Source organism: Halococcus qingdaonensis, from assembly GCF_024508235.1.
Taxonomy (GTDB): Archaea; Halobacteriota; Halobacteria; order Halobacteriales; family Halococcaceae; genus Halococcus; species Halococcus qingdaonensis.
In genome coordinates this window covers 2,252,733-2,274,181 of sequence record NZ_CP101943.1, presented here as the reverse complement: position 1 = coordinate 2,274,181, position 21,449 = coordinate 2,252,733, and the positions used below count along the sequence as shown (strand labels likewise).

Genomic DNA, 21,449 nt, shown 5'->3' with positions numbered 1-21,449 from the left:
ACGGTGGGTTTCGCGTCCGGCGGCGTGAATCTACGGGTTCGTCCCGCCCCTCAGGCACCGGTCACGTCACGATCGGCCGGCGAGTCCGCACCGAACTCGGCGACGAGTGCGTCGAGTTTCTCGGGATCGTCGTGGCCCGGCAGTCGCTCCTCGTCCGTGCGACACGTGCCCGAAACGCCGAGTTCGCCGCAGACGTGATCGGTGACGGCTTCGGCCATCCGCCGGTGGGTGGTGAGCTTGCCGCCGACGATGCTCGTGAACCCGTCGACGCCGTCGCGCGAGTGATCGAGCAGGAAGAACCCGCGCGAGATCGAGCGCGACTCGTCACGTTCGGCCTCGTCCGGTGCGTACAGCGGCCTGACGCCCCAGTACGCCCGCGAGATCTCGTCCTCTTCGAGGGCGGGCACCATCGCGGCGCACTCGCGGACCATCCGGTCGATCTCCTCGCGGTCGGTGTCGTAGTCGTCGGGATCGTCGACGTCGACGCTCGTCGTGCCGAGCACCGCCTGCGAGCCGTGGGGCACCACGATATCGCCGTCGCTCGGCGGGCGACAGCGATTGAGCACCGGCTCGATTCCCGCGTGATCGACGGCGACCATCACCCCCGTGGTCGGTCGCATCGCCACCTCGACGCCGGCTTGTGCGGCGAGTTCCTCGGCCCACGCGCCGGCCGCGTTGACGACGTGATCGGCACGGATCTCCTCTCCGTCATCACCGCCGACGCGTGCGCCGACGACCGCGCCGTCCTCGCACAGCAGATCGGTGACGGGCGTGTTCGGCAGTATCCGCGCGCCGTGTTCGCGGGCACTCGCGGCCGTGGCCGCGACGAGTCGCGAGGGGTAGATCACGCCGTCGGGAACCCGAATGACGCGCTCGGTCCGTTCCGAGAGCTCGGGCACGGCTTCGCGTGCGTCCGCGTCCGACAGCACTGTGGCGTCGATGTCCTGCTCGCGACAGCCGGCGAGCTTCTCGTCGAAGTAGTCCGGATCGTCGCCGTCGAGCTGGACGAACAGCCCGCCCGTGTCGTCGATGCACGCGCCGGCGATATCCTTGAGGATCCGGTTCTCGGCGATGCACTCGCGCGCGCCGGCGGGATCGAAGTCGGCGTAGCGTGCCCCGCTGTGGAGCACGCCGTGCGAACGGCCCGTCGTTCCGGCGGCGAGTCCGCCCCGTTCACAGAGCGTGACGTCGACGCCGCGCAGCGCCAGATCACGGGCGATGCCGGCCCCGGTCGCGCCGCCGCCGATCACGAGCACGTCGGTCGCTCGGTTCACACCGTTTCTCGGGCCAGCGAACGCATCACTTTATCGCACCGGTAACGAAAGGCAGTTCATCGCCGACCACCCGAGGCCGGTATGCGCCTCGCCGTGCCCAGCAAGGGTCGCCTGCACGACCCGACCGTGAGTCTGCTCGAACGCGCCGGCCTCCACATCGAGAACGGGGCCGAGCGCCAGCTGTACGCCTCGACCGTGGATCCCGACGTCACGGTCCTGTTCGTCCGTGCCGCGGACGTCCCCGGATACGTCGCCGACGGCGCGGCCGATGCGGGCGTCACCGGGCTCGATCAGGTCCGTGAGGCCGGCGTCGAGCTCGACGAACGTCTCGATCTCGGCTTCGGGCGCTGCCGGCTCGTACTCGCCGCACCCAAGGACGGCTCTTTGGAATCAGTCTCGGACCTCGCCGGCAAGACCGTGGCGACGGAGTTCCCACACATCGCCCGCGAGTTCTTCGCCGATCGAGGGATCGATCCCGGCGTCGTCGAGGTCTCGGGCGCGACCGAACTCACGCCCCACGTCGAGATGGCCGACGCCATCATCGACATCACCTCGACGGGGACGACCCTCCGCGTCAACGGGCTCGACATCATCGAGGAGGTCCTCCCGAGCTCGGCCCGGCTGTTCGCCCGCGCGGACGCGGCCGACGATCCAAAGCTCGGAGAGGTCGAGACGGCGCTCAGCTCGGTGCTCTCGGCCGAGGGCAAGCGCTACGTGATGATGAACGCGCCCGAGGAGCGACTCGACGAGATCCGGGACGTGATCCCCGGGCTCGGCGGGCCGACGGTGATGGACGTCGCGGGCGAGGAGAGCGTCGCGGTCCACGCGGTCGTCGACGAGCGCGACGTCTTCGAGACGATCAACGAGGCGAAAGCGCTCGGTGCGAGCGGCGTGCTTGTGACGGAAATCGAGCGCCTCGTCGACTAAACCGGTGCCGTGCCGGCGAGCCGGTAGGCGCTCAACACGACGAACAGCACGAGGATGCTGACGACGATGTGGATGAACGTGACCAGCGCCGTCGTCCGGGCCTTGATCCGGTAGACGTAGCGGATGAGCACGAAATCGACGGCAACGGCGAGCACGAACGCCAGCGGGCCGTACTGCTGGAGCAACAGTGAGATGACCGCCGGGGCCGGCCCGACGAGCAGCGCCCGCTTGATCGGCACGTCGCCGAGGACGTTCCGCGCAGCGATGTGGGCGGTCAGCGAGTAGACGCCTGCGGCGAGCAGGAAGGTGCCCGCGTAGGCGAGCGGGCCGCCCGCCGCCGGACTGACCTGTGCGAGAACGCTCGCGGTCATACCGACCGTTCGCCCCCGCACGATTTGTGTCTGGCCTTTCGCGACGCAGTACGTTCGGTTTTGGCCGAAACAGTATTCTCCTTGCGTGCCAAACATTCACATATGGTGTCGGCCGACGATCTCAGGCGGGAATCGGAGTCCGAGCGTAGCGACCGCGAGCGCCGTGCCTGTGCGGACTGTGGATCGCTGGTCGTCGGCGAGCGCTGTCCGGAGTGTGGCGGGACGAACGTGGTCGCCGTTGCCGAGATAATCGATCCGGCGTTCCGGGAGTAACTAGCCGTCGAGCAGCCCGAGTTCGTCGAGGCGATCGGTGATCTTGTCGACGGCGTGTTCGGCGTCGGCCGGCTCCTTGCCGCCGGTGATGACGAGTTTGCCTGAACCGAACAGCAGCGCGACCACTTCGGGGTCGTCGAGGCGGTAGACGAGTCCGGGGAACTGCTCGGGTTCGTACTCGATGTTCTCGAGGCCCAGCCCGATCGCGATCGCGTTCAGGTTGAGCGTTTTCTGGAGATCGGCGCTCGTGACGATGTTCTGGACGACGATCTCGGGGTCTTCCTCCACGCGGATCTCGAGATCGCGGAGCTTGTCGAAGACGATCTCCAGGCTCTCGTGGACGTCGGCGGTGCTTTTCGCCCCCGTGCAGACGATCTTGCCCGAGCGGAAGATCAGGGCGGCCGATTTCGGCTCCTGGGTGCGGTAGACCAGCCCGGGGAACTGCTCGGGGTCGTAGTCGGCACCCTCCAAGTCCATCGCCACGCTCTGGAGATCGAGCTCCTGACCGATACCCGTCGACGCGACGACGTTTTCGATGTTGATGGTCTCCTTCGGGTCCTGGGCAGACATGACTCGTCTTAAAACTCGTATTTAAGACTTATAAAGGTTGATGCTCTCGGTTGACACGTACGTAATCCGATCGGTTCGGGCGGCGATCGACAGCGACATGTCCGCAGCCCCGAACGAACGGGGGTGTACGCCCTCGAACTCGGCGGTGAGGACGACCCCTTCGCCGCCCGCGAGGCCGCGAGCGCCGCGAGCGAGGTCGAACCGCTCGCGTCGGGTCTCGCGCTCGCCGATGGGATCGACCCCGAGCGCCTCTCCAGCCTCGCGTTCACGCTCCGGGCGAGCCGGGTTCTCGCACGCACCGACGGCACCATCGAGAGTGCCCGCGGGGAACTCGCCAATGCCGAGCTCGATCGCGAGGGGACGGTCGCGGTCCGCGCACGCGATGTCCGCCGGACGGCCGACGTCGACACTCAGCTCGCCGAGCGCCGTCTCGGCGGCGTGCTCACCGATCGCGGCTACGCCGTCGATCTCGACGACCCCGACCACGAACTGCGGGCGCTGTTCGCCGACGACTCCTGCACACTGGGCTGGCTCACTGCCGAGAGCGAGCGCGGGTTCGGGGCGCGCGCACCAACGAAAAAACCGTTCTTCCAGCCGGGATCGATGAGCCCGCTGCTCGCGCGCGCACTCGCGAACATCGCCGGCGCACGTCCCGGGACGACGATCGTGGACCCGATGTGTGGGACGGGCGGCGTGCTCGTCGAGGCGGGACTCGTCGGCGCTCGCGTCGTGGGGTTCGACGCCCAGTCGAAGATGGCGCGCGGTGCGGCGACGAACCTCGATCACTTCCTCGACGAACACGAGTTCGCCACTGCACGGGCCGATGCGACGTGCCTCCCGCTTCGCGACGACGCGGCCGACGCCGTGGTCTTCGACGCGCCCTACGGCCGTCAGTCGAAGATCGAGGGCGAGCTCGATGCGGTCGTTTCGGGTGCGCTCGCCGAGGCGAGACGGATCGCCGCGCGCGCCGTGATCGTCGGTGATCGGTCTTGGACTGCCGAAGCGCGCGCTGCGGGCTGGAGCGTCGAAGACAGCTTCGAGCGGCGCGTCCACCGCTCGCTCGTTCGCCATATCGCGGTGCTCGGTTAGCGGCCGAGCTCGGCGAGCAGATGCGAGAGATGGAGGCGGTCGCTCGTCCCCTCGGCGAGTTCTACGTCGATCTCGCCGGCGAGCCGGTGGAGTTCGGCCGGCGGCGGGCCGACCGACCGCGAGCGCGCGACGCGGAGCACGTCGTCGAGCAGCTCCCCGCCGCTCAGCCCCTCCTCGACGAGCAGGTCGTCGAGGGTCTTTCTGGCGTCCTGGAACGCGCCGTCCTCGGCCGCGGTGATCATCCCCTCGATGCGATCGTCGTCGCCGACGCTCCCGAGCGCTTCGTAGGCCGCGTCCATCGTGATCTCGTCCTCCGCTTCGGCGGTGGTCTGTGCGCCGAGAATCGCCTGTCGGAGATCGCCGTCGGCGTAGTTCGCGACGTACTCCAGCCCGTCGGCGTCGTGGTCGACGCCTTCCTCGGTGACGATGTGTTCGAGCACGCTCACGATCTCGTCGGCCGTCGGCGCGCGCACGGCGATCGAGAAACAGCGCGAGCGGATCGGCGGGATGAGCTTCGAGGGCTGGCGCGTCGTGACGACGAACTGCGTCGTCTCGTGGTGGCGCTCCATCACCCGCCGGAGCGCCTGCTGGAAGTCCTCGCGGATGGCCTCGGCGTTGTCGAGCAGGATCGTCTTGTACTCGCCGGAGACGGGTGCGTAGCTCGCCGACTCCGAGAGGACGTGTTTGATGAGATCGGCCTTCGAGGAGTTACGCCGGCGTTTCGAAGTGATGAACGACGAAAATCGCGGGTCCTCGCTCACCTCCTTTTTCGTTCGCCCGAAGAAGTCGGCGACGTTGAGTTCGACGAGGTCGTTGTCGGGATCGGTGTGGAGTTCGTCGGCGAGCGCGCGCACGGCGGCCGTCTTGCCGGCTCCTGGCGGCCCGTGCAGGATCAGGTTCAGCGGCTCGGCGACGGCCCGATCGAGCGACTCGCGAACGGCCGGCTGGGGGAGTTCCGCGAGCGCCGGTGCGTGTTCGTCGGTCCACAGCGGCCCGTCCATTGCCGGCGGTTCGCCCGCGAGAAAGATGAATCGGTCGGTCCGGCGCTATCGCGTGACGACCGTGAGCACGGCGAACAGCGCGAACACCCCGATGATGACCGGGAAGAGCGGGTTGTCGAGGATCCCCTCACGACCGCTGCTCTCGCCGCCATAGGGTGTGCTCTCGTCGGCCGGCTCCTGCGCTGGTGTCGCCGTTGGTGTCTCCGTCGCTGTGGGCTCCGTCGTCGCCGTGGTGGACGGCTCCGTCTCGGTCGGCGAACTGGTTGCCGTCGCGGTCGGCGTGGGCGTCGATGGGCGCTCGACGGTGAGCGATGCCGTATCGGCCACCGGCGATCCGTTCACGCGCGCCGGCTGATCCTCGACGCCGTCCGACGGCATGTACTGGAACGCACGGTCGCCGTCGGTGTCCTCGTGGACGACCACGCTGATGTGCCCGGAGTCGACAGGGATAGTGTCGTTCTCTCCATCGAGCGTCACGGTGACGTTCTCGTAGCTGCCGGCGTCGAGGTAACCGGTCGCGCCGACGAGCGTCTCGGTCGCGTTCGAGCCGTTGTAGCCACCCTCGTGAACGGCGACGTAACCGCCGTCGGGGAGCGTCGCCCGATCGACGGTGACGGCCGTTCCATCGGACGTCCGATTCGACAGCGTCACGGAGGCGTTCGTCGGGCGCTCGCCGTCGGCCACCGTGACGGTCGCGCGGTCGCGCGCCGGCGCGGAGCCATTGCCGTACGGCTCGTCGGCGTCCGACGTGAGCAGCCCGTCGAAGCGACCGTTGTCGTTCGAATCCCGGTGGAGTGTGGCGACGAGCGTGGTGTTCGTGCCGAGACGCGTCCGGTTCAGGTCGTTCCCGGGAGCGCCGCGCAACGTCACCTTTCCTTCATGCGTGCCGGCCGAAAGCGGCAGACTCACGCCGACGATGCTGCCGTTCTCGCCGGCCTCCGACAGCACGACGAACCCGCCCTCGGGGAGCGTCGCCCGGTCGATGAACACCGACCGTCCGGTACGCGTCTGGTTCGCCAGCGTTACCGACGCGTTCGCGCTCGCGTCGGTCGCGTTCTGCTGTGTGGAGACGTCACCGTCGACCGGGTGAGAGACGATGCCGACGGCGATACCGGGCGCGAGTGCCGTCGCTGCGAGTAGCACGACCACGAGGACGCTGTTCCGATAGGCTGTGTTCATTTGTTCCTCGACGCGATGGCCGAGTGTAATCAGCAGCTTCATGCGTGCCGCAAATAAAAACACGACGATATGGCCGGCGAGCGTCCGTCCCATGGCCGATGCCGACCGTCCCGCCGAGGCGACCGACCGTGAAATCTCCGCTGTCGGGCGTTTACGTCGATCCCGAGCGGACGACCGTCGTCGATGCGATGGACCGCTGGCTCGGAACGCGCCACGCCGTCCAGACGCTGTTCACGCCGTGGCGACGCGACGCGATCGACCACCTGTTCGAGAGCCTCCTTCCTCGCATCTGGGACGCCGGGCGCGTGCCGTTGCTCACCTGGGAGCCGTATCTCGCCGCCGAAACCGAATCCGACATCGCCCGTCGGATCGCTGCCGGCGATTTCGACGCCTATCTCGACGACTGGGCGGGCCGACTGACCGACTGGCTGGCCGGCCCCGACGGGAAATGGGGAACCGCCGACGATCGTCGGCTCTACCTCCGACTCGCCCACGAGATGAACGGCGACTGGTATCCGTGGAGTCCGACGGTCGGCGAGTCGACGCCCGACGACTACGTCGAAATGTGGCGACACGTCCACGACGCGCTCGCCAGCGAGATCGACGCCGACCACTGCCAGTGGATCTGGTGTGTTAACCACGCCGACGTCGGCGAGCATACCGCCGAGGCCTGTTATCCCGGTGAGGAGTACGTCGACTGGGTGGGAGTGGATGGGTTCAACTGGGGGCAGAGTCGGGAGTGGTCGGACTGGCGCGCGCCGGCAGCGGTGTTCGACGACATGCTCACACGGCTCGGTCGCTTCGATAAACCACTCTGCGTGCCCGAGGTCGGCTGTTCGTCGCTGACGGCCGACGGTCACGATCCGGCACGGAAGGCCGACTGGCTGCGCGCGGCGATCGACTACTTCGATGGGTACGTGCAACTGTACAGCTGGTTCAACGAGGACAAGGAGACCGATTGGGCAGTATTCGATGGGAAAAACGGCACCGATACCATCGACGGCTACGCGTGCTATCCGGCCTATCGCGAGGCGCTTGCCGATCACGAACCCACGGCCCCGCCGATCGACGATGCGACCTTCCGCGGCGTTTAGAACTTGCCGGCGAACTCGTCGTCGGTCAGCAGTGGGGGGTAGTCCGGAAGCGCGGCGAGATATTTGTCGGCCGAGAGCGCCTGCTTGTAGTTCTGGTAGGACGAATACTGCTCGCCGCCGACGCTGGCCTGATCGGTGCCGCGCGAGCCGCCGAACACCGCCCAGTCGGTCTCGTCCTGGCCCGTCTTGTCGACGTTGAACCAGCAGGTCATCTTGATGTCGTTCTCCGAGACGTAGGAGAAGGCGTCGTCGATCCACTGGGCTTTCTGCTGGGGATCGTGGCCGTTGCCCGAACTCGGGATCGACGAGGAGGCGAACTCCGTGAGCGCCACCGGCTTGTCGGTCAGTTCGCGCATCCGGTTCAACATCGGATCGAACAGCTCCGCGGGCGAGCGCCAGTTCGACTGCCCGGTCGAATACTGCTGGCTCCCGCCGAAGTTGAACCCGTCGAGCCCCACCCAGTCGACGTAGTCGTCGCCGGGGTAGTAGCGCTCGGCGCGGATGCCGCCGATCTCGTCGGCGTTCGGCGACCAGATCCACTGGATGTTCGACTCGTCGAGTTTTGTTTCGGAGAACCGCTTGTAGAGCTGCCGCCACATCCCGACGTAGTCCTCGGGGATGCCGGCCGTCGGGTCCTCGCCATCCCCGTCGTCCGTTTCCGGGGCGGCAGTCGCCTCGACACGGGTCGCATCGAGCGCGCTCCACGGGAACCAGTTGCCGTTCATCTCGTGGGCCGGCCGGAAGTAGAACCGCCGGCCGCGGGTGTTGTCGCCGCGCGGGTGCGCCCAACTGTCGAGCAGGCTGGCCCACTCGTCGATCTGGTCGTCGTACTCGCCGTTCGCGATCTCCCGCTCGATCGTCTCGCTGGTCTGGTTTTTCTGGGGCTCGAACGGCTGCCACGAGATCAGCGGCACGTGGCCCGCCTTCCAGACGTTCGTCAGCGCTCCCTCGACGAACCCGCGCTTCGCGCTGGTCGGTCCGAACGCGTCGACGAAGACGAGCGCGACCGCCGGTTTCTGGCCGAGCCAACTGCTGTAGCTGTCGAGGTTCGCCACGAGTCCGTCGCCACCGGCATAGACACCCGTCAGCGCCGCTCCCGAACGGGTGTCCGGCGGCTCGGGCGTCGGCGTTAGCTCTGGCGTCTCGCCCGAGCCGTTGCCGTCGCTCCCGTTCGGGAGCGGCGAGGAGTCGAACGGCAGCGAGCAGCCGCTCGCGCCGGCGATGCCGACCAGCCCGGCCGTCCGGAGGAAAGTCCGACGATCCATCTATCGGTTTGGCGGTCGCCGGCGGTTCTGTTAAGCATTATGCTATGCCGATGGCCGGGTCGTCAGTCGCCCTCGGCCTCGCGCTCGGCCTCCGTACGCTCGACGAGTTCCGGTTTCACCTTCCGTGTCACCGAGAAATCCGTCGGCGGCGAGACGAGCCCGATGAACGCACCGAGCGAGTGTAGCAGGCTGACGATCGGTGAGAGGACGAACAGCGCCAGCCCGACGAGCCACGACTCGTCGTAGTAGCGCACGCCGAGCACCGACCAGACGAGCACGAAACTGAACACACCCACTGAGACGATCTGAAATGCCGTCTCGAACGCGACGGTGCCAGGAACGAACAGCGGAACGAGAGTGAGGAAGGGGACCGCCGGCGAGAGCGCCCACGCGAGATTTCGAACGGTGGTGAGCAGGCGGTAGCCCGGCGCGAGCAGCCCGCTCTCCTGTTGGGAGCCGGCGAGCCAGCGACTGCGCTGGCTGATCATCGCACGGATCGTCGGCGGTGCCTGTGTGTCGAACTTGGGTGTTGCGAGCGCGAAATCGAGGCTTCCCTCGGCGGCCGCGTTCCAGACGAAAGTGGTGTCCTCGATCATCGTCGAGGTCTCCCACGTGACGTGCTCTTCGAGCCCGTTTCTGATGGCGATGCCGCCGCCCCACGCATACAGCGGGACGGAGAGCGACGGGAAGGCGCGCTGTTCGACCTGGAATCCGAGACGGAAGATCTCGGCGAGATAAGTGAGCCACGAGCCGCTGCGCCGCGGGCGCTCGCGATACTGCACGACGTCGGCGTCGGGCACCCCCGTGAAGTCGGTCATGATGCTGTCCTCGTCGAGATAGAGCACGTACTCGCGCTCGCAGGGGATGTTGCGGCGCGCCCATTCGAGCGCGCGCCCCTTTCGGATCGCCTCGCACTCGAAGGCATCGGGAACGACGTGGACGGTCGCGCCGGCGATCTCCATCGGCTCCTCGGCGATAACGTGGCGATCGGTGATCGAGTCCGGGATCGCGTCGACGCTCTCCTGGACGATGCGTGCCGAGTCGACGGTCAACAGTCGCACCTGGACCGCCGACGGGTCGTGTTCGACCGGCGGCGACTCGTAGCGCCGCCCGATGATCATCAGATACGTCCAGTACGCCACGGAACAGACCGAGAGGAGAACGACGAACCACAGGATAGCCGAAAGCACCATCGGCACCGCCGGGACGACCTGTCCGGCCATTGCCACTATGAACGCCAGCCGATACATTAAGTGTTGCTGACTGTGCTCTCCGCGACAGTATCTCTCATCGTCGGGCGGGGCGACTCGGAAGGGCTTTCCCGCGGCTTCCCGACCGGCCAGTAATGGTCGAGGTGAGCGTCATCATCCCGACGACGCTGCCCGAGGGGGCGACGATCGACCCCGTCGAGCGACTCGCACGCGATCCGTTCGACGACTACGAGCTGCTCGTCCGCCGCGACGAGGGGGCGGCCCACGCGCGCAACGTCGGCATCGAGCGCGCACGCGGCGACAAACTCGTCTTCCTCGACGACGATTCGATCCCTTGCGCGGGCTATCTCCGGACGGCGAGCGTCGCGCTCGACGCCTACCCCGCCGTCGCCGGGCGCGTGCGACAGCCCGACGACGCTCGATTCACCGATCTCGAGCTTCCCTGGTACGACCAGGGCGACGACACCAAGCCCACCGACATGCTGCCGGGTTGCAACATGGCGATCCGAAAGGAAGTCCTCGAATCGGTGGGTGGCTTCGACGAGGAGACGTTCGGCTGGGGCCACGAGGAGTCGGAACTCGCCGAGCGCATCGCACAAGACTACTCCATCCAGTACGTGCCCGAACTGCTCATCGAGCACACGTACGTCGAGTCGCTGCCCGACTACATCGAGAAATCCTATCTGCTCGGCCGGGCGGACGTGCGCTGGTGGCGACTCGACGGGAAATCGCTCGGCTGGCTTGTTCGCCAGTCGCTCAACACCCCGATTCGGGGCGAATCGCGCCTCGGAACCGTTCGCCGCATCGCCCAGCGCGCGGGCTGGCTCGCCGAGATCGCCGCCGGATAGCCTACGATTCCTCTTCGAGTCGGTCGCGTTCACGATGCCGCCAGTCGGCGGCGTTCTCCGGACTGTCGGTTTCGAGCAGCGCGTCGAGTTTGCGCTCGAACTGCTCGTCGGTGAGATCACCGCGCGCGTAGCGCTCGCGCAACGTTTCGAGTGCATCCTCCGTATTGGCCTTTGTCGACGGTTCCTCGTGGCGACGCTCGCTGCCCTTCCACTGGCCATCTCGGTCGTTTCGTTCGTCCGATCGCTCCTCCTCGCCGGCGAGTCTGGCAACAGTTGGCACGACGACGGCGAAACCGACGGCGAAGATGACCCAGAACGGGATCGGCGACCAGCCAGTGAACAGTGCGAGCAGCCCGAGCCCGACGATCAGCGACGACGTGATCTCGGTCGCGTTCTCGGCGGCGCGTTCGCGAACGGTACTCATACCCCTATGTTTCGACTGGAGAACGGCTCTATTGAATCCGACGACGGCGTCGGGGTGAGTCGTCAGAACGATTGAGATGAAGCGGAAGAGGAGTCTTTGTGCAGAAGATTCTCTTCCGCTTCGTCAAACAGGCCGTCTCGATCGCACGAAAACTTACTGATGCAGCGCTGATGCAGATCAGCCATCCCGCCGGCAACGGAATTGCCGGCTGGAAGCACGCTGTCCTGCATTTTCTCCGTGAACACATGGACGCGACACTCACCGAAGTCCTCGATTGGGCCGAAGAGATGGAACGCGTACGAGCCGCGCTCGTCCTCGAGCGCGGCGAGTTCATTGGTCCATCCGCACTGTGTAGGTCCCTTGATCGAGCGCCGATGCCCGTTTGGCGAGAGCTGCTCCGACTCTCGTCGGAGCTGCTCGATCAGTCCGGTCACGCTGCCATCGATGCCACCTACTTCGACCGCAGAGAAGCATCGACCCACTATCTCAAGCGGTGTGATCGGGATATACAGACCGTACAAGCGACGTTTCTCGTCGATACCGCGCAGGGCGCGGTTATCGACGTCCACTGCAGTGCGAAGTGGCCCAACGGAACGAACGTTGGCCCGCAGGTCGCCCTGCGGAACGCGGGCGACCTGCTCAGCCTCGCCGCCGACAAGGGCTACGATGACATGAGCTTCCGTGAAGAGTTACGTGCTGAAGACGTGCGTCCGCTGATCAAACACCGTGTCTTCGCATCGTACGATCACGCGCACAACGCGCGGATCGAAGACGAACTCTACAACCAGCGCTCGATCTGTGAGACCGTGAACTCGGTGATCAAGCGCTCGTACGGCTCCGCCGTCCGAGCGCGGTCATGGTACCGCCAGTTCCGTGAGATAACGCTCACCGCTGCGGTCTACAACCTCGAATTGGCTCTCAAACCGTGAATCCCGCCGCCCTCTGCGGATTCAATAGAGCCCTGGAGAACAAAAACCCACCTCACTTTTTATTCCTCGGGTCGACTCATTTCGTTCGCCGACCACTCTCTGCTCACGGGCGCGAAGTGCCCGTTCGCACGGCACGAGGGACCTTCGGTCCCTCGCTGGTCGCAAAAACCTGTCTTCGTGAGCCGAAAGCGAACGAAGACTCGGAAGAGCTCCGCTCTTCCGGTGGACTAAAAAGAGCCGCTCGCGCCTGCGGCGCTCGCGGTGAACCGCGCTCACTGCTCACGGCTCACTGCGTTCGCCGTTCGCTTTCGAGGTTCTCCCGTCGGTCGAACCTTGCCCCGTTCGCGCGGACGGTCGTTTTCCACTACTGCACCGCAACCGCCCACGTACCTCCCCAACCGATTCGCTCGTTCCGTTCGCTCTGCTCACGTCACTCGCTCATCCACCGTCAGAGCCAAGCTCTGACGAGCCTGCACTCGCTGTGCTCGTGCAGACCTCGCGCAGTGTTCGCGTTCGGTGCTCACTTCGTTCACACACGAGCGCGAGCGCGCGCCGACCACTCCGCAACCGCATCCGCGGGGGTTCCGAAGCGGCTATCCCGGCGGACCGGCGAGGCGAGGTATGCAGATGACGTTTCTCGGGACAGGTGGCGCAGTCCCGACGACCCGGCGCAACACGAGCGCCCTCATGGTTCGCCGCGAGGGCGAGCGCCTCCTCTTCGACTGCGGCGAGGGCACCCAGCGCCAGATGATGCGCTTCGGTACCGGCTTCTCGGTCTCGCACGTCTTCTTGAGTCATCTCCACGGCGATCACGTGCTCGGACTCCCGGGACTCTGCCAGACCTTCGATTTCAACGATCGCGAGGAGGCGCTGGCCATCCACACGCCCCCCGGAACCAAATCGGCGGTCGAAAACCTCGTCGGCGTCACCGGCGCGCGCCCCGGTTACCCCATCCGAGTCCACGAGGTACAGCCGGGCGGCGTCGCGCTCCGCGACGAAGAGTACGAGGTGCGTGCCTTCGAGACCGACCATCGAACTCGATCGGTGGGTTACGCACTCGTCGAGGACGATCGGAAGGGACGATTCGATCGCGAACGCGCCGAGGAGCTCGGCGTTCCGGCGGGCCCGCTGTTCTCGGAGCTCCACGAGGGGAACGCGGTCGAACTCGACGACGGTACCGTGATCGAACCCGATCAAGTCGTGGGACCGCCCCGTCCCGGACGGCGTATCGTCTACACCGGCGACACCCGGCCCACGGCTGCGACCGTCGAGGCCGCCGACGACGCCGATCTGCTAGTCCACGAAGCGACCTTCGGCGAGGACCGGTCGGAACGCGCCGGGAAAACCGGCCACTCGACCGCGCGGCAGGCCGCCGAACTCGCCACTCGCGCCGGCGCAAAACGCCTCGCGCTCACGCACGTCTCCTCGCGCTACGCCGGCGAGAGCGACCGACTCGCGGCCGAAGCGCGCGAGATCTTCGACGACGCCTTCCTTCCCGACGACGGCGACGACATCGAGATCCCCTATCCCGACGGATAATGTTTTCCCGGCGAGCATCGTGGCTCGGACATGCCGAATGCGACAGCCGCCGAACTGCTGGCCCGCAACCGCGACCACGTCGAACAACTCTCGGACGACTACTTCGACGACGTGCTCGACGGCCAATCGCCCCCCGTGGTCTCGCTGTGCTGTGCGGACTCGCGGGTCTCACAGGAGGCCATGTGGAGCGTCGAGGGGCCGGGTTGGCTGTTCACGCCCGCGAACATCGGCAACGTCGCGTGGGACGCGGAGGACCCCTCGACAGTCGACGGTAACCTCCTCTATCCCGTCGCCAACACCGATACGCGCACGATCGCCGTCGTCGGCCACACCGGCTGCGGTGCCGTCACCGCCGCCTACGGGGCTGCCACCGATGGGGCTCTGCCCGACGAACCGGGCATCAGAAAGCGCGTCGAACCGCTCGTGCCCATCGTCGAAGACGCGCTCGATAGCGGCGTCACGGACGACGAGGACGTCGTCGACCGGCTCGTCGAGTACAACGTCCGTGAGCAGGTCGCTTTCCTCGACGCAAGCGACGAAATCCCCGACGACACGCTCGTCCTCGGGTTCGTCTACGATTTCCACGAAACCTACGGCGACGCACCGGGCCGCACCTACCTCGTCGCTGCCGACGGCGAGACCGACCCCGCGGCGCTCCGCGGACGGATCGATGACGATGACGAGATCGCCGTGCGTTCGCTGTTGTGACCCGATAGCTCCTCGATCTTCGGACGATTGCCGCTGCTGTGGCTAAAACGTTGAGCCGATCCGCGGATTCGTTTACGTCACGGCGGTCGTTCACATCCACGCTTCCGCCGTGGTTTTATGCCGACAGCCGCCCTATCGATCGGCGTGAGTAGTCGCATCAGCGCGCTCGATGCGGTGGTGTTCGGCGTCGACGTCCAGAGCGGGGACGTCCGCGGTGACGCGCCCTCCTACGCCGTCGTGGCGTTCGACGGCGAGAACTTCGACCGCGATGTCGTCTCGCATCGCAAACTCCAACGGCTCGTCGATCGCGAGGAGCCGGCCATCCTCGCCACCGACAACGTCTACGAGCTCGCGACCGACAAGGACCACCTCGTCCGCTTTCTGGGCAGTCTACCCGACGAGACCAAACTGGTCCAGGTCACCGGCGACGAGCAGCCCGAACCCCTCTCGCGGGTGGCGAACCGCCATGGAGTTCCCTACGGCAAGAAGCCGATGAAGGAGGCCGAGGCCGCCGCCCGCCTCGCCGCCGCCAACGTAGGCTACGAAGTCTCGGCGTTCACCGACACGACCGAGGTGAAGGTCGCACGCGGGCGTTCGACGGGCAGCGGTGGCTGGTCGGAGGACCGCTTCACGCGCCGGATCCACGGATCGGTCAAGCGCCGCGCCCGCGATGTCGCCACCGCGCTCGACGAGGCGGGACTCGACTACACGATGGACGAAACGGAGAAATACGGTGGCTACGCGAATGCCGTCTTCACCGTCGAGGCGCGCCCATCGGACATCCCCGTCTCGCGGAACCGCTCGGGCGACACCAGGGTGGAGATCGAGCGCGTCAGGCGCGATGGGATCGAGTTCCGCCCGCTCGCCAAGCGCCGCGATCACGTGCTCGTCGGCATCGACCCCGGGACGACCACGGCCGTCGCCATCGTCGGACTCGACGGACAGGTGTTGGACGTGCTGAGCACCAGAACCGCCGATACGGCCGCCGTCACCGAGTGGATCATCGAGCGTGGTCGGCCAGTGGTGATCGCCGCGGACGTCGAGCCGATGCCCTCCACGGTGGAGAAGATTCGCCGGAGCTTCTCGGCGGCGGGCTGGATCCCCGAGCACGATCTGCCCATCGACGAGAAACAACACCGCACCCGCGAGGAGGGGTACGACAACGACCACGAGCGCGACGCGCTGGCGGCCGCCTTCCACGCGTTCGACGATTACGAGGACACCTTCGAGCGCATCGCGGGGAAGGTGCCGCCACGGATCGAGACCGGGACCGTCATCGCGCGCGTGGTCGCCGGCGAGGAGCCGGTCGAAGGGGTCCTGGAGGATCTCGCCGACGACGATGGTGCCGAGGAGAGCGAGGAGACCCACGAGCCGCGCGAACTCACCGCCGAGGAACAGCGCATCAAAGACCTCGAAGCGCGTGTCGAGCGCCTCGATTCGCACGTCGACGACCTCGAAGCGACGATCGAGGAAAAGGACGAGACAATCGCCGAGTACGAGCGCGAACTCACGGACGCACGGCGCGAGGAACGCCGCGAGGCCAGGGAGCGCCGCGAGGTCGACAGACTGGAGCGCGAAAACGAACAGTTAGAGCGGAAACTCGACGCACAGCGCGAGGAGACGCAGGAGATCGAGGCGAAGCTCGATAGATTGAAAGAACTCTGGCGGCTCGACCACTCGAACTTCGCCGACGTCGCCGAGAAGAGACAGGGGCTCGTCCCCGTCAAACCAGTAGAAAAGTTCACCACGAGCGCGCTCCGGGCGGCCGACGAGCGCTGGGAGCTCGCACCCGGCGACGTCGTCTACCTGCGCGATGCGAGCGGTGCGGGCCGTTCGACCGCCGAAACCCTCGTCGAGCGCGAGCCACGCCTCGTACTCAAATCGGGTGGTCTCTCGGAGGTCGCCCGCGAAATCCTGTTCGAGAACGAGGTGCCGACCGCACCCGCCGAGGAGGTGACGATCGAGGAACTCGACGATCTCGCGGTCGCGCGCGAAAACGAGGTCGAGGACGCCATCGACGGCTGGCGCGACCGTGCAGACGAGCGCCGGAAATCCCAGACCGGCGAGATGGTCGACAAGCTCATCAGCGAACATCGAGCCGACAGCGAGGTACGGAGCGTTCGAGAATCGTGAAGCGATTCTCGCAGCCCATCAGAAGTGCGTTGCACTTCTGAGGACGCCTCGGGCGGTTCGAGCGGGCGTCGCCCGCGAGAAGACCGCGGCGAGAGCGACTAGATCATTCCGTCCATTCCAAAGGCCGAGAGCATTCCGGAGAGGAGGCTACGCACGACGAGCACGAGACCGATCAGGACGAGCGCCAGCCCGCCGGCGACGACCGGCGCGACGTACGCGATGACGGCCAACCCGCCGAGACAGCAGAGAACACCGACGATGCCGGCGAGTCCCAGTTTGTCGAGCATACTGGCCCATCCGTCGTCGGCGAGTTAAGCACGATGACTCGCGGCGGTCGCCGATCCTTCGTGGATCGCTCAGAATTCGTTGCAGACCGGGATGCCGACGTTGTCGTAGTCGCCGAAGGCGGCGACTTTCTCGGGCACCTCTTCGAGCGGGATGGTCTCGGTGACGATCCGTCCAGGATCGATCGTTCCGTGGTCGATCATCCGGAACATCTCGTCGTACTCGTGGGGCGGCATCCCGTAAGAGCCGTAGAACTCGCGCTCGTCCTGGACCATCGTGTCCACGGGCAGCGAGACCTCGCCGCCCTCCTCCGAAGTCGTCAGCCCGATCTGGAGGTGTTGACCGCCCGCCATCAGGCTGTTGACGGAGTTCCGGCAGGTCTCGGCGATACCCAGCGCATCGACGCTCACCTCGACGCCGCGACTCGACGCGGTGAACCCCTTGACCTGCTGTGGAACGTCCTTCACCTCGTCGGCCTTCACGACCTCGGCCGCGCCGAGCTCCTCGGCTTTGTCGAGCGCCTCTCGATTGAGGTCGATACCGATGACGTTCGCGCCGAGCGCGTCGGCGACGTGGATCGCGGAGAGCCCGACGCCGCCACAGCCGTGGACCGCGACCCAGTCGCCGGGGTCCACGTCGACCTTGTGGGCGACCCCGTGGAACGCCGTGGCGAACCGACAGCCCAGCCCGGCGACGTCGACCGAATCGAGGCCGTCGGGAACCTTGATGGCGTTCTGATCGGCGACGCGGACGGGGTACTCCTCGGCGTAGGCCCCCTGCTGGAAATCGAGAAAGCCCATCGGCACCGATCGCTCGCAGATGTTCGCTCTCCCTGCTCGGCAGTGGACGCAGGTGCCGTCGCTCGTGTTGAACGGGTTGGTGACGCGATCGCCCTCCCGGATGCGCTCGACGTCATCGCCGACCTCGACGACCGTGCCGACGGGTTCGTGGCCGAAGACCAGTCCGGGGCGCATCATCAGCCCGATCCAGTCCCAGTCGCCCTTCCAGGCGTGCCAGTCCGACCGACAGACCCCGCAGGCCTCGGTCTCGACGACGATCCCGTCGGCATCGGGTTCGGGACGATCGATCTCCTCGATCTCCATCGGTTCTTCGGGTCCTTGGAAGACGACAGCGCGCATCGTGGTTCCATGCCGTGGCAGCATCTTAAATCATTGGTAGGGAATGTCATAGACCGGTTCACGACGGTTGCGTAGTTATGATCCCTGACGAGTGCGCTCCGTGAACACGGTGCTGTCCGAGGGTCCATGGACGTACGGTATAAAAATCGCCCGTCACCTGCGGAGGAACGCTTTTCATCGACGATGGTGAGACTATGACATGGCGACCGACACCGGCTCGCAAACGCGCATGAGCGGCGACGGAATACTGGCGGTGATCGCGGGGAGTTTCGTCGGCGCGATCCTCGTCGGGCTCGTCCTGCAGGCGGGTCTCGGCCGGGGCGGGGTTCTCCAGTTCGGCGCGCTCGTCGCTCGGCCGGAGTACAACGTCAGCTGGGCGGTGCTGTTCGTTCTGAGCACACTGTTCACGTTGTCGTTCGTCCGGCTCGTCTCCCGATCGATCAACGGCTTCGTCACCCGAGTGATCTCCCTCTCGCGGCGCAACGAGGTTCTCAAGGAAATCCTGGTGCCCCTGCTCCAGCGCTCGGCGCTCACCGTGACGACGAACGCGCTCGGGCTCATCTACGGGGCCGCCATCTGGCTGGTCGTCTACGTGCTGTTCATCCCGCTCTGGCTCGCGTTCGTCATCGGCGTCGAGCAGGTAGCGATCCCGAACCTCCAGCTCGCGGGCTTTTTCGCGTGGGTACTCTATGGTGGGCTCGTCGGCCTGCTCTACGGGCTCATCATGGAGTCGTAGCCCCTGCTGGAAGACTTAAACCGCTCGCTGTCGAAGGGCGGCCATGAGCGACGGTGGCAGTCAAACAGGTCTCCGGATGCCCCAGGAGGACGAACTGTTCGCCGTCGTCACGGGCATGCTCGGAGCCAACAGGATCGAGGTCCGGTGTATGGACGGCACCGACCGCACCGCACGGATCCCGGGCCGGATGCAAAAGCGCGTCTGGATTCGCGAGGACGACGTCGTGCTCGTCTCGCCGTGGGACTGGCAGGACGAGAAGGCCGACGTCGAGTGGCGCTACGACAAAGCCGACGCCGATCGATTGCGCGAGGAGGGTCACGTCCAGGGCTAGCGTGGTTCGTTTCCATCCGTCCGGTGTCGATCGCACACCCTCGATTCTCGCTCGTCGCATTCCTCTCGTGCCGGCTACGTGCCGTGTGGAGGCCGATCGCGCGTGAGCGACGAGTATGGCCTGCTCGACGAGGAGGCGACCGACGCGCCGGGCGACGAATGGGAGAACCTCGACGTCACCGACACCGAGGCCGACCGCACCGCCCGCACGCAGGACCGCGAGTTCGCGAAGTTCCGCGAGCGCATCAAGGACGCCGACCAGTTCAAGGTCGAGGGCGGCGTCTTCGACGAAGCGACGCTCGGCGCGCTCTACAAGCTCGTCCAGGACGGCCACATCGACGCACTCGGCGGGCCGATCTCCACGGGCAAGGAGGCGCACGTCTTCCTCGCAAGCGCCGGCGACTGCGACGTCGCGGTGAAGATCTACCGCATCAACGCGAGTGACTTCACACAGATGCGCCGGTATCTGGAGGGCGACCCGCGCTTCGATGAGATCGGTGGCAAGAAAAAGGCGGTCGTGCTCGCGTGGACACGAAAGGAGTTCGCCAACCTCAAGCGGGCCAAACGGGCGGGACTGCGCGTTCCGGAGCCGATCGCCGTCGAGCGCAACGCCCTCGTGATGGAGTTCCTCGGCACGGACGGCGAGCGCGCCAGACGCCTCTCTGAGCTGCAGCTCGAAAACCCCGATACCGCTTACGAAGTCATCGTCGAATATATGCGTCGACTGTACGGTGCAGGGCTGGTCCACGGCGATCTCTCGGAGTACAACATTCTCGTCCACGACTCGCAGTTATGGGTGCTCGATCTCGGGCAGGCAGTGACGGTCCACCATCCCAACAGTCGGGAGTTCCTCGAACGCGACTGCGAGAACGTGGCGAGCTTCTTCGCCCGACAGGGGCTCGACACTGACGGCGAGTCGCTGCTCGCGGACGTGACGGCCGCGCGCGAAGACTGATTACCACGGGCGGCGTTCGTCCGGTATGGCACCGACAGTTCGAGCGGCGACCGTCGACGACATCCCCGGGATTCAGCGCGTCGCACGCCGCGGCTGGCGGGAAACGTACGCGTTCCTGAGCGAGGGTGCCGTCGAAACCATCCTCGACGACTGGTATGCGGCCGACGAACTCGAAGGCCCGATCACCGCCTCCGAAAACGTCTATCTGGTCGCCGAAGCGGACGGGATCGCCGGCTATGCGAGCGCCGCGCCGACCGCCAACGAGGAAGCACAGCTCTATGCCATCTACGTCGATCCCGACCGCTGGAACGACGGGCTCGGGACGGCGCTGCTCGACGCCGTTCGCGACCGCCTCTCGGACCTCGGCAGCCGTCGACTGCGCGTCGAGGTACTCGCCGAGAACGCCGTCGGGGTCTCCTTCTACGAATCGCGCGGCTTCGAGCGCATCAGTGAGCGCGAGCGCGAGATCGGCTCGCAGACGCTCGTCGAGTACGTCTACTACCGCGACGTCTGACGCGGGGTGCGAAGAGTTGAAATCGCCGGGTTTCGTAGGACGATTATGCGACACGTGACGATTCCGCAGGACCGCATCGGCGTCCTCATCGGCGAGGGCGGCGCGACGATGCGCGACATCGAGGACCGTGCGGGCGTTCGTCTCGACATCGACTCCGAGACCGGTTCGGTCGGCGTCGAATCGGTCGAGGACCCGGTGCAGGGGCTGAAGGGTCCCGACATCGTGCGGGCCATCGGCCGTGGGTTCGCTCCCGAAGACGCGCTGACACTGCTCGACGACGAGATGATGCTGCTCGAACTCATCGATATCGAGGCGGCCACGCGCAACGAGACCGATCTCACGCGCAAGAAGGGCCGCCTCATCGGCGAGAACGGCCGGACGCGCGAGCTGATGGCCGAGCTCTCGGGCGCGTCGGTCGTCATCTACGGCAGCACTGTGGGAGCGATCGGCACGCCCGAGGAAATCGAGGTCGTCAGAAACGCCGTCGAGATGATTCTGGATGGCGCGCCCCACGGTTCGGTCTACTCGTACCTCGAACGCAAGCACAACGAACTGAAGAGTCCCGGCATGGAGTACCACCAATACACAACTTAGTCGGTCATACCTTTCTTACACAGGAGGACAGAACAAAAAAGGTAGTTGATATGAAAGTGCA

24 protein-coding genes are annotated in these 21,449 nt (G+C 66.2%); 14 read left to right on the top strand and 10 right to left on the bottom strand.

Features of this window, described 5'->3' with window-relative positions; translation table 11 throughout:
* Positions 1 to 50: 50 nt before the first annotated feature.
* Complete coding sequence (locus NO363_RS11750) at positions 51 to 1,274, bottom strand: FAD-dependent oxidoreductase (protein ID WP_256685321.1); 1,224 nt, start codon at positions 1,272 to 1,274, stop codon at positions 51 to 53.
* A gap of 81 nt (positions 1,275 to 1,355) precedes the next feature.
* Here NO363_RS11750 and hisG point away from each other — a divergent pair, with 81 nt between their 5' ends.
* Entirely contained in the window at positions 1,356 to 2,201 is an 846-nt protein-coding gene (gene hisG / locus NO363_RS11745; RefSeq protein ID WP_256685320.1) for an ATP phosphoribosyltransferase, read from the top strand.
* Here hisG and NO363_RS11740 read toward each other — a convergent pair.
* Entirely contained in the window at positions 2,198 to 2,572 is a 375-nt protein-coding gene (locus tag NO363_RS11740) for a DUF7473 family protein (RefSeq protein ID WP_256685319.1), read from the bottom strand. The two genes, hisG and NO363_RS11740, sit on opposite strands and share 4 nt — an antisense overlap.
* 102 nt (positions 2,573 to 2,674) lie before the next feature.
* Between NO363_RS11740 and NO363_RS11735 the strand changes: the two genes are divergently transcribed.
* The gene (locus NO363_RS11735; RefSeq protein WP_256685318.1) at positions 2,675 to 2,845 is read left to right on the top strand and encodes a hypothetical protein; all 171 of its coding nucleotides are present in this window, start codon (positions 2,675 to 2,677) and stop codon (positions 2,843 to 2,845) included.
* On the opposite strand, the gene NO363_RS11730 is transcribed toward NO363_RS11735, so the two are convergent.
* Positions 2,846 to 3,415 carry a TATA-box-binding protein gene (locus NO363_RS11730; protein WP_004054531.1) on the bottom strand — a complete coding sequence of 190 codons (570 nt, stop codon included), beginning with the start codon at positions 3,413 to 3,415 and terminating at the stop codon, positions 2,846 to 2,848. It lies immediately after the preceding gene.
* Positions 3,416 to 3,538: 123 nt separating this feature from the next.
* Between NO363_RS11730 and NO363_RS11725 the strand changes: the two genes are divergently transcribed.
* Positions 3,539 to 4,504 carry a methyltransferase domain-containing protein gene (locus NO363_RS11725; protein ID WP_256685317.1) on the top strand — a complete coding sequence of 322 codons (966 nt, stop codon included), beginning with the start codon at positions 3,539 to 3,541 and terminating at the stop codon, positions 4,502 to 4,504.
* Here NO363_RS11725 and NO363_RS11720 read toward each other — a convergent pair.
* Together NO363_RS11720 and NO363_RS11715 are read right to left on the bottom strand one after the other, a co-directional pair.
* On the bottom strand, positions 4,501 to 5,505 hold the full coding sequence (locus NO363_RS11720) for an AAA family ATPase (protein WP_256685316.1): 1,005 nt from the start codon (positions 5,503 to 5,505) through the stop codon (positions 4,501 to 4,503). The genes NO363_RS11725 and NO363_RS11720 overlap by 4 nt on opposite strands.
* 45 nt (positions 5,506 to 5,550) lie before the next feature.
* Entirely contained in the window at positions 5,551 to 6,777 is a 1,227-nt protein-coding gene (locus NO363_RS11715) for a DUF7282 domain-containing protein (RefSeq protein ID WP_256685315.1), read from the bottom strand.
* A gap of 35 nt (positions 6,778 to 6,812) precedes the next feature.
* On the opposite strand from NO363_RS11715, the gene NO363_RS11710 reads away from it, so the two are divergent.
* The gene (locus NO363_RS11710; protein WP_256685314.1) at positions 6,813 to 7,778 is read left to right on the top strand and encodes a glycoside hydrolase family 26 protein; all 966 of its coding nucleotides are present in this window, start codon (positions 6,813 to 6,815) and stop codon (positions 7,776 to 7,778) included.
* Here the strand turns inward: NO363_RS11710 and NO363_RS11705 are convergent.
* Positions 7,775 to 9,043, bottom strand: a complete 1,269-nt coding sequence (locus NO363_RS11705) for a glycoside hydrolase family 26 protein (RefSeq protein WP_256685312.1) — start codon at positions 9,041 to 9,043, stop codon at positions 7,775 to 7,777. The two genes, NO363_RS11710 and NO363_RS11705, sit on opposite strands and share 4 nt — an antisense overlap.
* 62 nt (positions 9,044 to 9,105) lie before the next feature.
* Positions 9,106 to 10,266, bottom strand: coding sequence for a glycosyltransferase family 2 protein (locus NO363_RS11700; protein ID WP_256685310.1), 1,161 nt, complete (start codon positions 10,264 to 10,266; stop codon positions 9,106 to 9,108).
* A 122-nt stretch (positions 10,267 to 10,388) separates the two neighbouring features.
* Between NO363_RS11700 and NO363_RS11695 the strand changes: the two genes are divergently transcribed.
* Positions 10,389 to 11,102, top strand: coding sequence for a glycosyltransferase family 2 protein (locus tag NO363_RS11695; RefSeq protein WP_256685308.1), 714 nt, complete (start codon positions 10,389 to 10,391; stop codon positions 11,100 to 11,102).
* Between the two features lies 1 nt (position 11,103).
* Here the strand turns inward: NO363_RS11695 and NO363_RS11690 are convergent, their stop codons facing one another.
* Entirely contained in the window at positions 11,104 to 11,526 is a 423-nt protein-coding gene (locus NO363_RS11690; RefSeq protein ID WP_256685306.1) for an SHOCT domain-containing protein, read from the bottom strand.
* 98 nt (positions 11,527 to 11,624) lie between these two features.
* Here NO363_RS11690 and NO363_RS11685 point away from each other — a divergent pair, with 98 nt between their 5' ends.
* From NO363_RS11685 to NO363_RS11670, 4 genes are all read left to right on the top strand, one after another.
* Positions 11,625 to 12,455 carry an IS5 family transposase gene (locus NO363_RS11685; protein ID WP_256685304.1) on the top strand — a complete coding sequence of 277 codons (831 nt, stop codon included), beginning with the start codon at positions 11,625 to 11,627 and terminating at the stop codon, positions 12,453 to 12,455.
* 621 nt (positions 12,456 to 13,076) lie between these two features.
* On the top strand, positions 13,077 to 13,994 hold the full coding sequence (gene rnz / locus NO363_RS11680; RefSeq protein WP_256685302.1) for a ribonuclease Z: 918 nt from the start codon (positions 13,077 to 13,079) through the stop codon (positions 13,992 to 13,994).
* A 30-nt stretch (positions 13,995 to 14,024) separates the two neighbouring features.
* Positions 14,025 to 14,702: a carbonic anhydrase gene (locus tag NO363_RS11675; RefSeq protein WP_256685300.1), complete on the top strand. Its 678-nt coding sequence runs from the start codon at positions 14,025 to 14,027 to the stop codon at positions 14,700 to 14,702.
* Positions 14,703 to 14,819: 117 nt separating this feature from the next.
* Complete coding sequence (locus tag NO363_RS11670) at positions 14,820 to 16,835, top strand: DUF460 domain-containing protein (RefSeq protein WP_370525559.1); 2,016 nt, start codon at positions 14,820 to 14,822, stop codon at positions 16,833 to 16,835.
* Positions 16,836 to 16,933: 98 nt separating this feature from the next.
* Here the strand turns inward: NO363_RS11670 and NO363_RS11665 are convergent, their stop codons facing one another.
* Both NO363_RS11665 and NO363_RS11660 read right to left on the bottom strand, forming a co-directional pair.
* Positions 16,934 to 17,122: a DUF7470 family protein gene (locus tag NO363_RS11665; RefSeq protein WP_004054505.1), complete on the bottom strand. Its 189-nt coding sequence runs from the start codon at positions 17,120 to 17,122 to the stop codon at positions 16,934 to 16,936.
* 69 nt (positions 17,123 to 17,191) lie between these two features.
* Positions 17,192 to 18,259, bottom strand: a complete 1,068-nt coding sequence (locus NO363_RS11660) for a zinc-dependent alcohol dehydrogenase family protein (RefSeq protein ID WP_256685296.1) — start codon at positions 18,257 to 18,259, stop codon at positions 17,192 to 17,194.
* Positions 18,260 to 18,458: 199 nt separating this feature from the next.
* Here NO363_RS11660 and NO363_RS11655 point away from each other — a divergent pair, with 199 nt between their 5' ends.
* The 5 genes from NO363_RS11655 to NO363_RS11635 all read left to right on the top strand — a co-directional run bounded on the left by NO363_RS11655 (position 18,459) and on the right by NO363_RS11635 (position 21,388).
* Positions 18,459 to 18,995 carry a hypothetical protein gene (locus NO363_RS11655; RefSeq protein ID WP_256685294.1) on the top strand — a complete coding sequence of 179 codons (537 nt, stop codon included), beginning with the start codon at positions 18,459 to 18,461 and terminating at the stop codon, positions 18,993 to 18,995.
* A 43-nt stretch (positions 18,996 to 19,038) separates the two neighbouring features.
* On the top strand, positions 19,039 to 19,326 hold the full coding sequence (eif1A, locus tag NO363_RS11650) for a translation initiation factor eIF-1A (protein WP_256685292.1): 288 nt from the start codon (positions 19,039 to 19,041) through the stop codon (positions 19,324 to 19,326).
* A 102-nt stretch (positions 19,327 to 19,428) separates the two neighbouring features.
* Entirely contained in the window at positions 19,429 to 20,280 is an 852-nt protein-coding gene (gene rio1, locus NO363_RS11645; RefSeq protein ID WP_256685290.1) for a serine/threonine-protein kinase Rio1, read from the top strand.
* 25 nt (positions 20,281 to 20,305) lie between these two features.
* Positions 20,306 to 20,794: a GNAT family N-acetyltransferase gene (locus NO363_RS11640; protein WP_256685288.1), complete on the top strand. Its 489-nt coding sequence runs from the start codon at positions 20,306 to 20,308 to the stop codon at positions 20,792 to 20,794.
* 45 nt (positions 20,795 to 20,839) lie between these two features.
* Positions 20,840 to 21,388 carry a KH domain-containing protein gene (locus NO363_RS11635; protein ID WP_256685285.1) on the top strand — a complete coding sequence of 183 codons (549 nt, stop codon included), beginning with the start codon at positions 20,840 to 20,842 and terminating at the stop codon, positions 21,386 to 21,388.
* The last annotated feature ends 61 nt before the right edge of the window (positions 21,389 to 21,449 follow it).

Coding starts and splice junctions, on each gene's coding strand:
- hisG (WP_256685320.1), top strand. CDS start 1,356: ATGCGCCTCGCCGTGCCCAGCAAGGGTCGCCTGCACGACCCGACCGTG.
- NO363_RS11740 (WP_256685319.1), bottom strand. CDS start 2,572: ATGACCGCGAGCGTTCTCGCACAGGTCAGTCCGGCGGCGGGCGGCCCG.
- NO363_RS11735 (WP_256685318.1), top strand. CDS start 2,675: ATGGTGTCGGCCGACGATCTCAGGCGGGAATCGGAGTCCGAGCGTAGC.
- NO363_RS11730 (WP_004054531.1), bottom strand. CDS start 3,415: ATGTCTGCCCAGGACCCGAAGGAGACCATCAACATCGAAAACGTCGTC.
- NO363_RS11720 (WP_256685316.1), bottom strand. CDS start 5,505: ATGGACGGGCCGCTGTGGACCGACGAACACGCACCGGCGCTCGCGGAA.
- NO363_RS11715 (WP_256685315.1), bottom strand. CDS start 6,777: ATGGGACGGACGCTCGCCGGCCATATCGTCGTGTTTTTATTTGCGGCA.
- NO363_RS11705 (WP_256685312.1), bottom strand. CDS start 9,043: ATGGATCGTCGGACTTTCCTCCGGACGGCCGGGCTGGTCGGCATCGCC.
- NO363_RS11700 (WP_256685310.1), bottom strand. CDS start 10,266: ATGGCCGGACAGGTCGTCCCGGCGGTGCCGATGGTGCTTTCGGCTATC.
- NO363_RS11695 (WP_256685308.1), top strand. CDS start 10,389: ATGGTCGAGGTGAGCGTCATCATCCCGACGACGCTGCCCGAGGGGGCG.
- NO363_RS11690 (WP_256685306.1), bottom strand. CDS start 11,526: ATGAGTACCGTTCGCGAACGCGCCGCCGAGAACGCGACCGAGATCACG.
- rnz (WP_256685302.1), top strand. CDS start 13,077: ATGCAGATGACGTTTCTCGGGACAGGTGGCGCAGTCCCGACGACCCGG.
- NO363_RS11675 (WP_256685300.1), top strand. CDS start 14,025: ATGCCGAATGCGACAGCCGCCGAACTGCTGGCCCGCAACCGCGACCAC.
- NO363_RS11670 (WP_370525559.1), top strand. CDS start 14,820: ATGCCGACAGCCGCCCTATCGATCGGCGTGAGTAGTCGCATCAGCGCG.
- NO363_RS11665 (WP_004054505.1), bottom strand. CDS start 17,122: ATGCTCGACAAACTGGGACTCGCCGGCATCGTCGGTGTTCTCTGCTGT.
- NO363_RS11660 (WP_256685296.1), bottom strand. CDS start 18,259: ATGCGCGCTGTCGTCTTCCAAGGACCCGAAGAACCGATGGAGATCGAG.
- NO363_RS11655 (WP_256685294.1), top strand. CDS start 18,459: ATGGCGACCGACACCGGCTCGCAAACGCGCATGAGCGGCGACGGAATA.
- eif1A (WP_256685292.1), top strand. CDS start 19,039: ATGAGCGACGGTGGCAGTCAAACAGGTCTCCGGATGCCCCAGGAGGAC.
- NO363_RS11640 (WP_256685288.1), top strand. CDS start 20,306: ATGGCACCGACAGTTCGAGCGGCGACCGTCGACGACATCCCCGGGATT.
- NO363_RS11635 (WP_256685285.1), top strand. CDS start 20,840: ATGCGACACGTGACGATTCCGCAGGACCGCATCGGCGTCCTCATCGGC.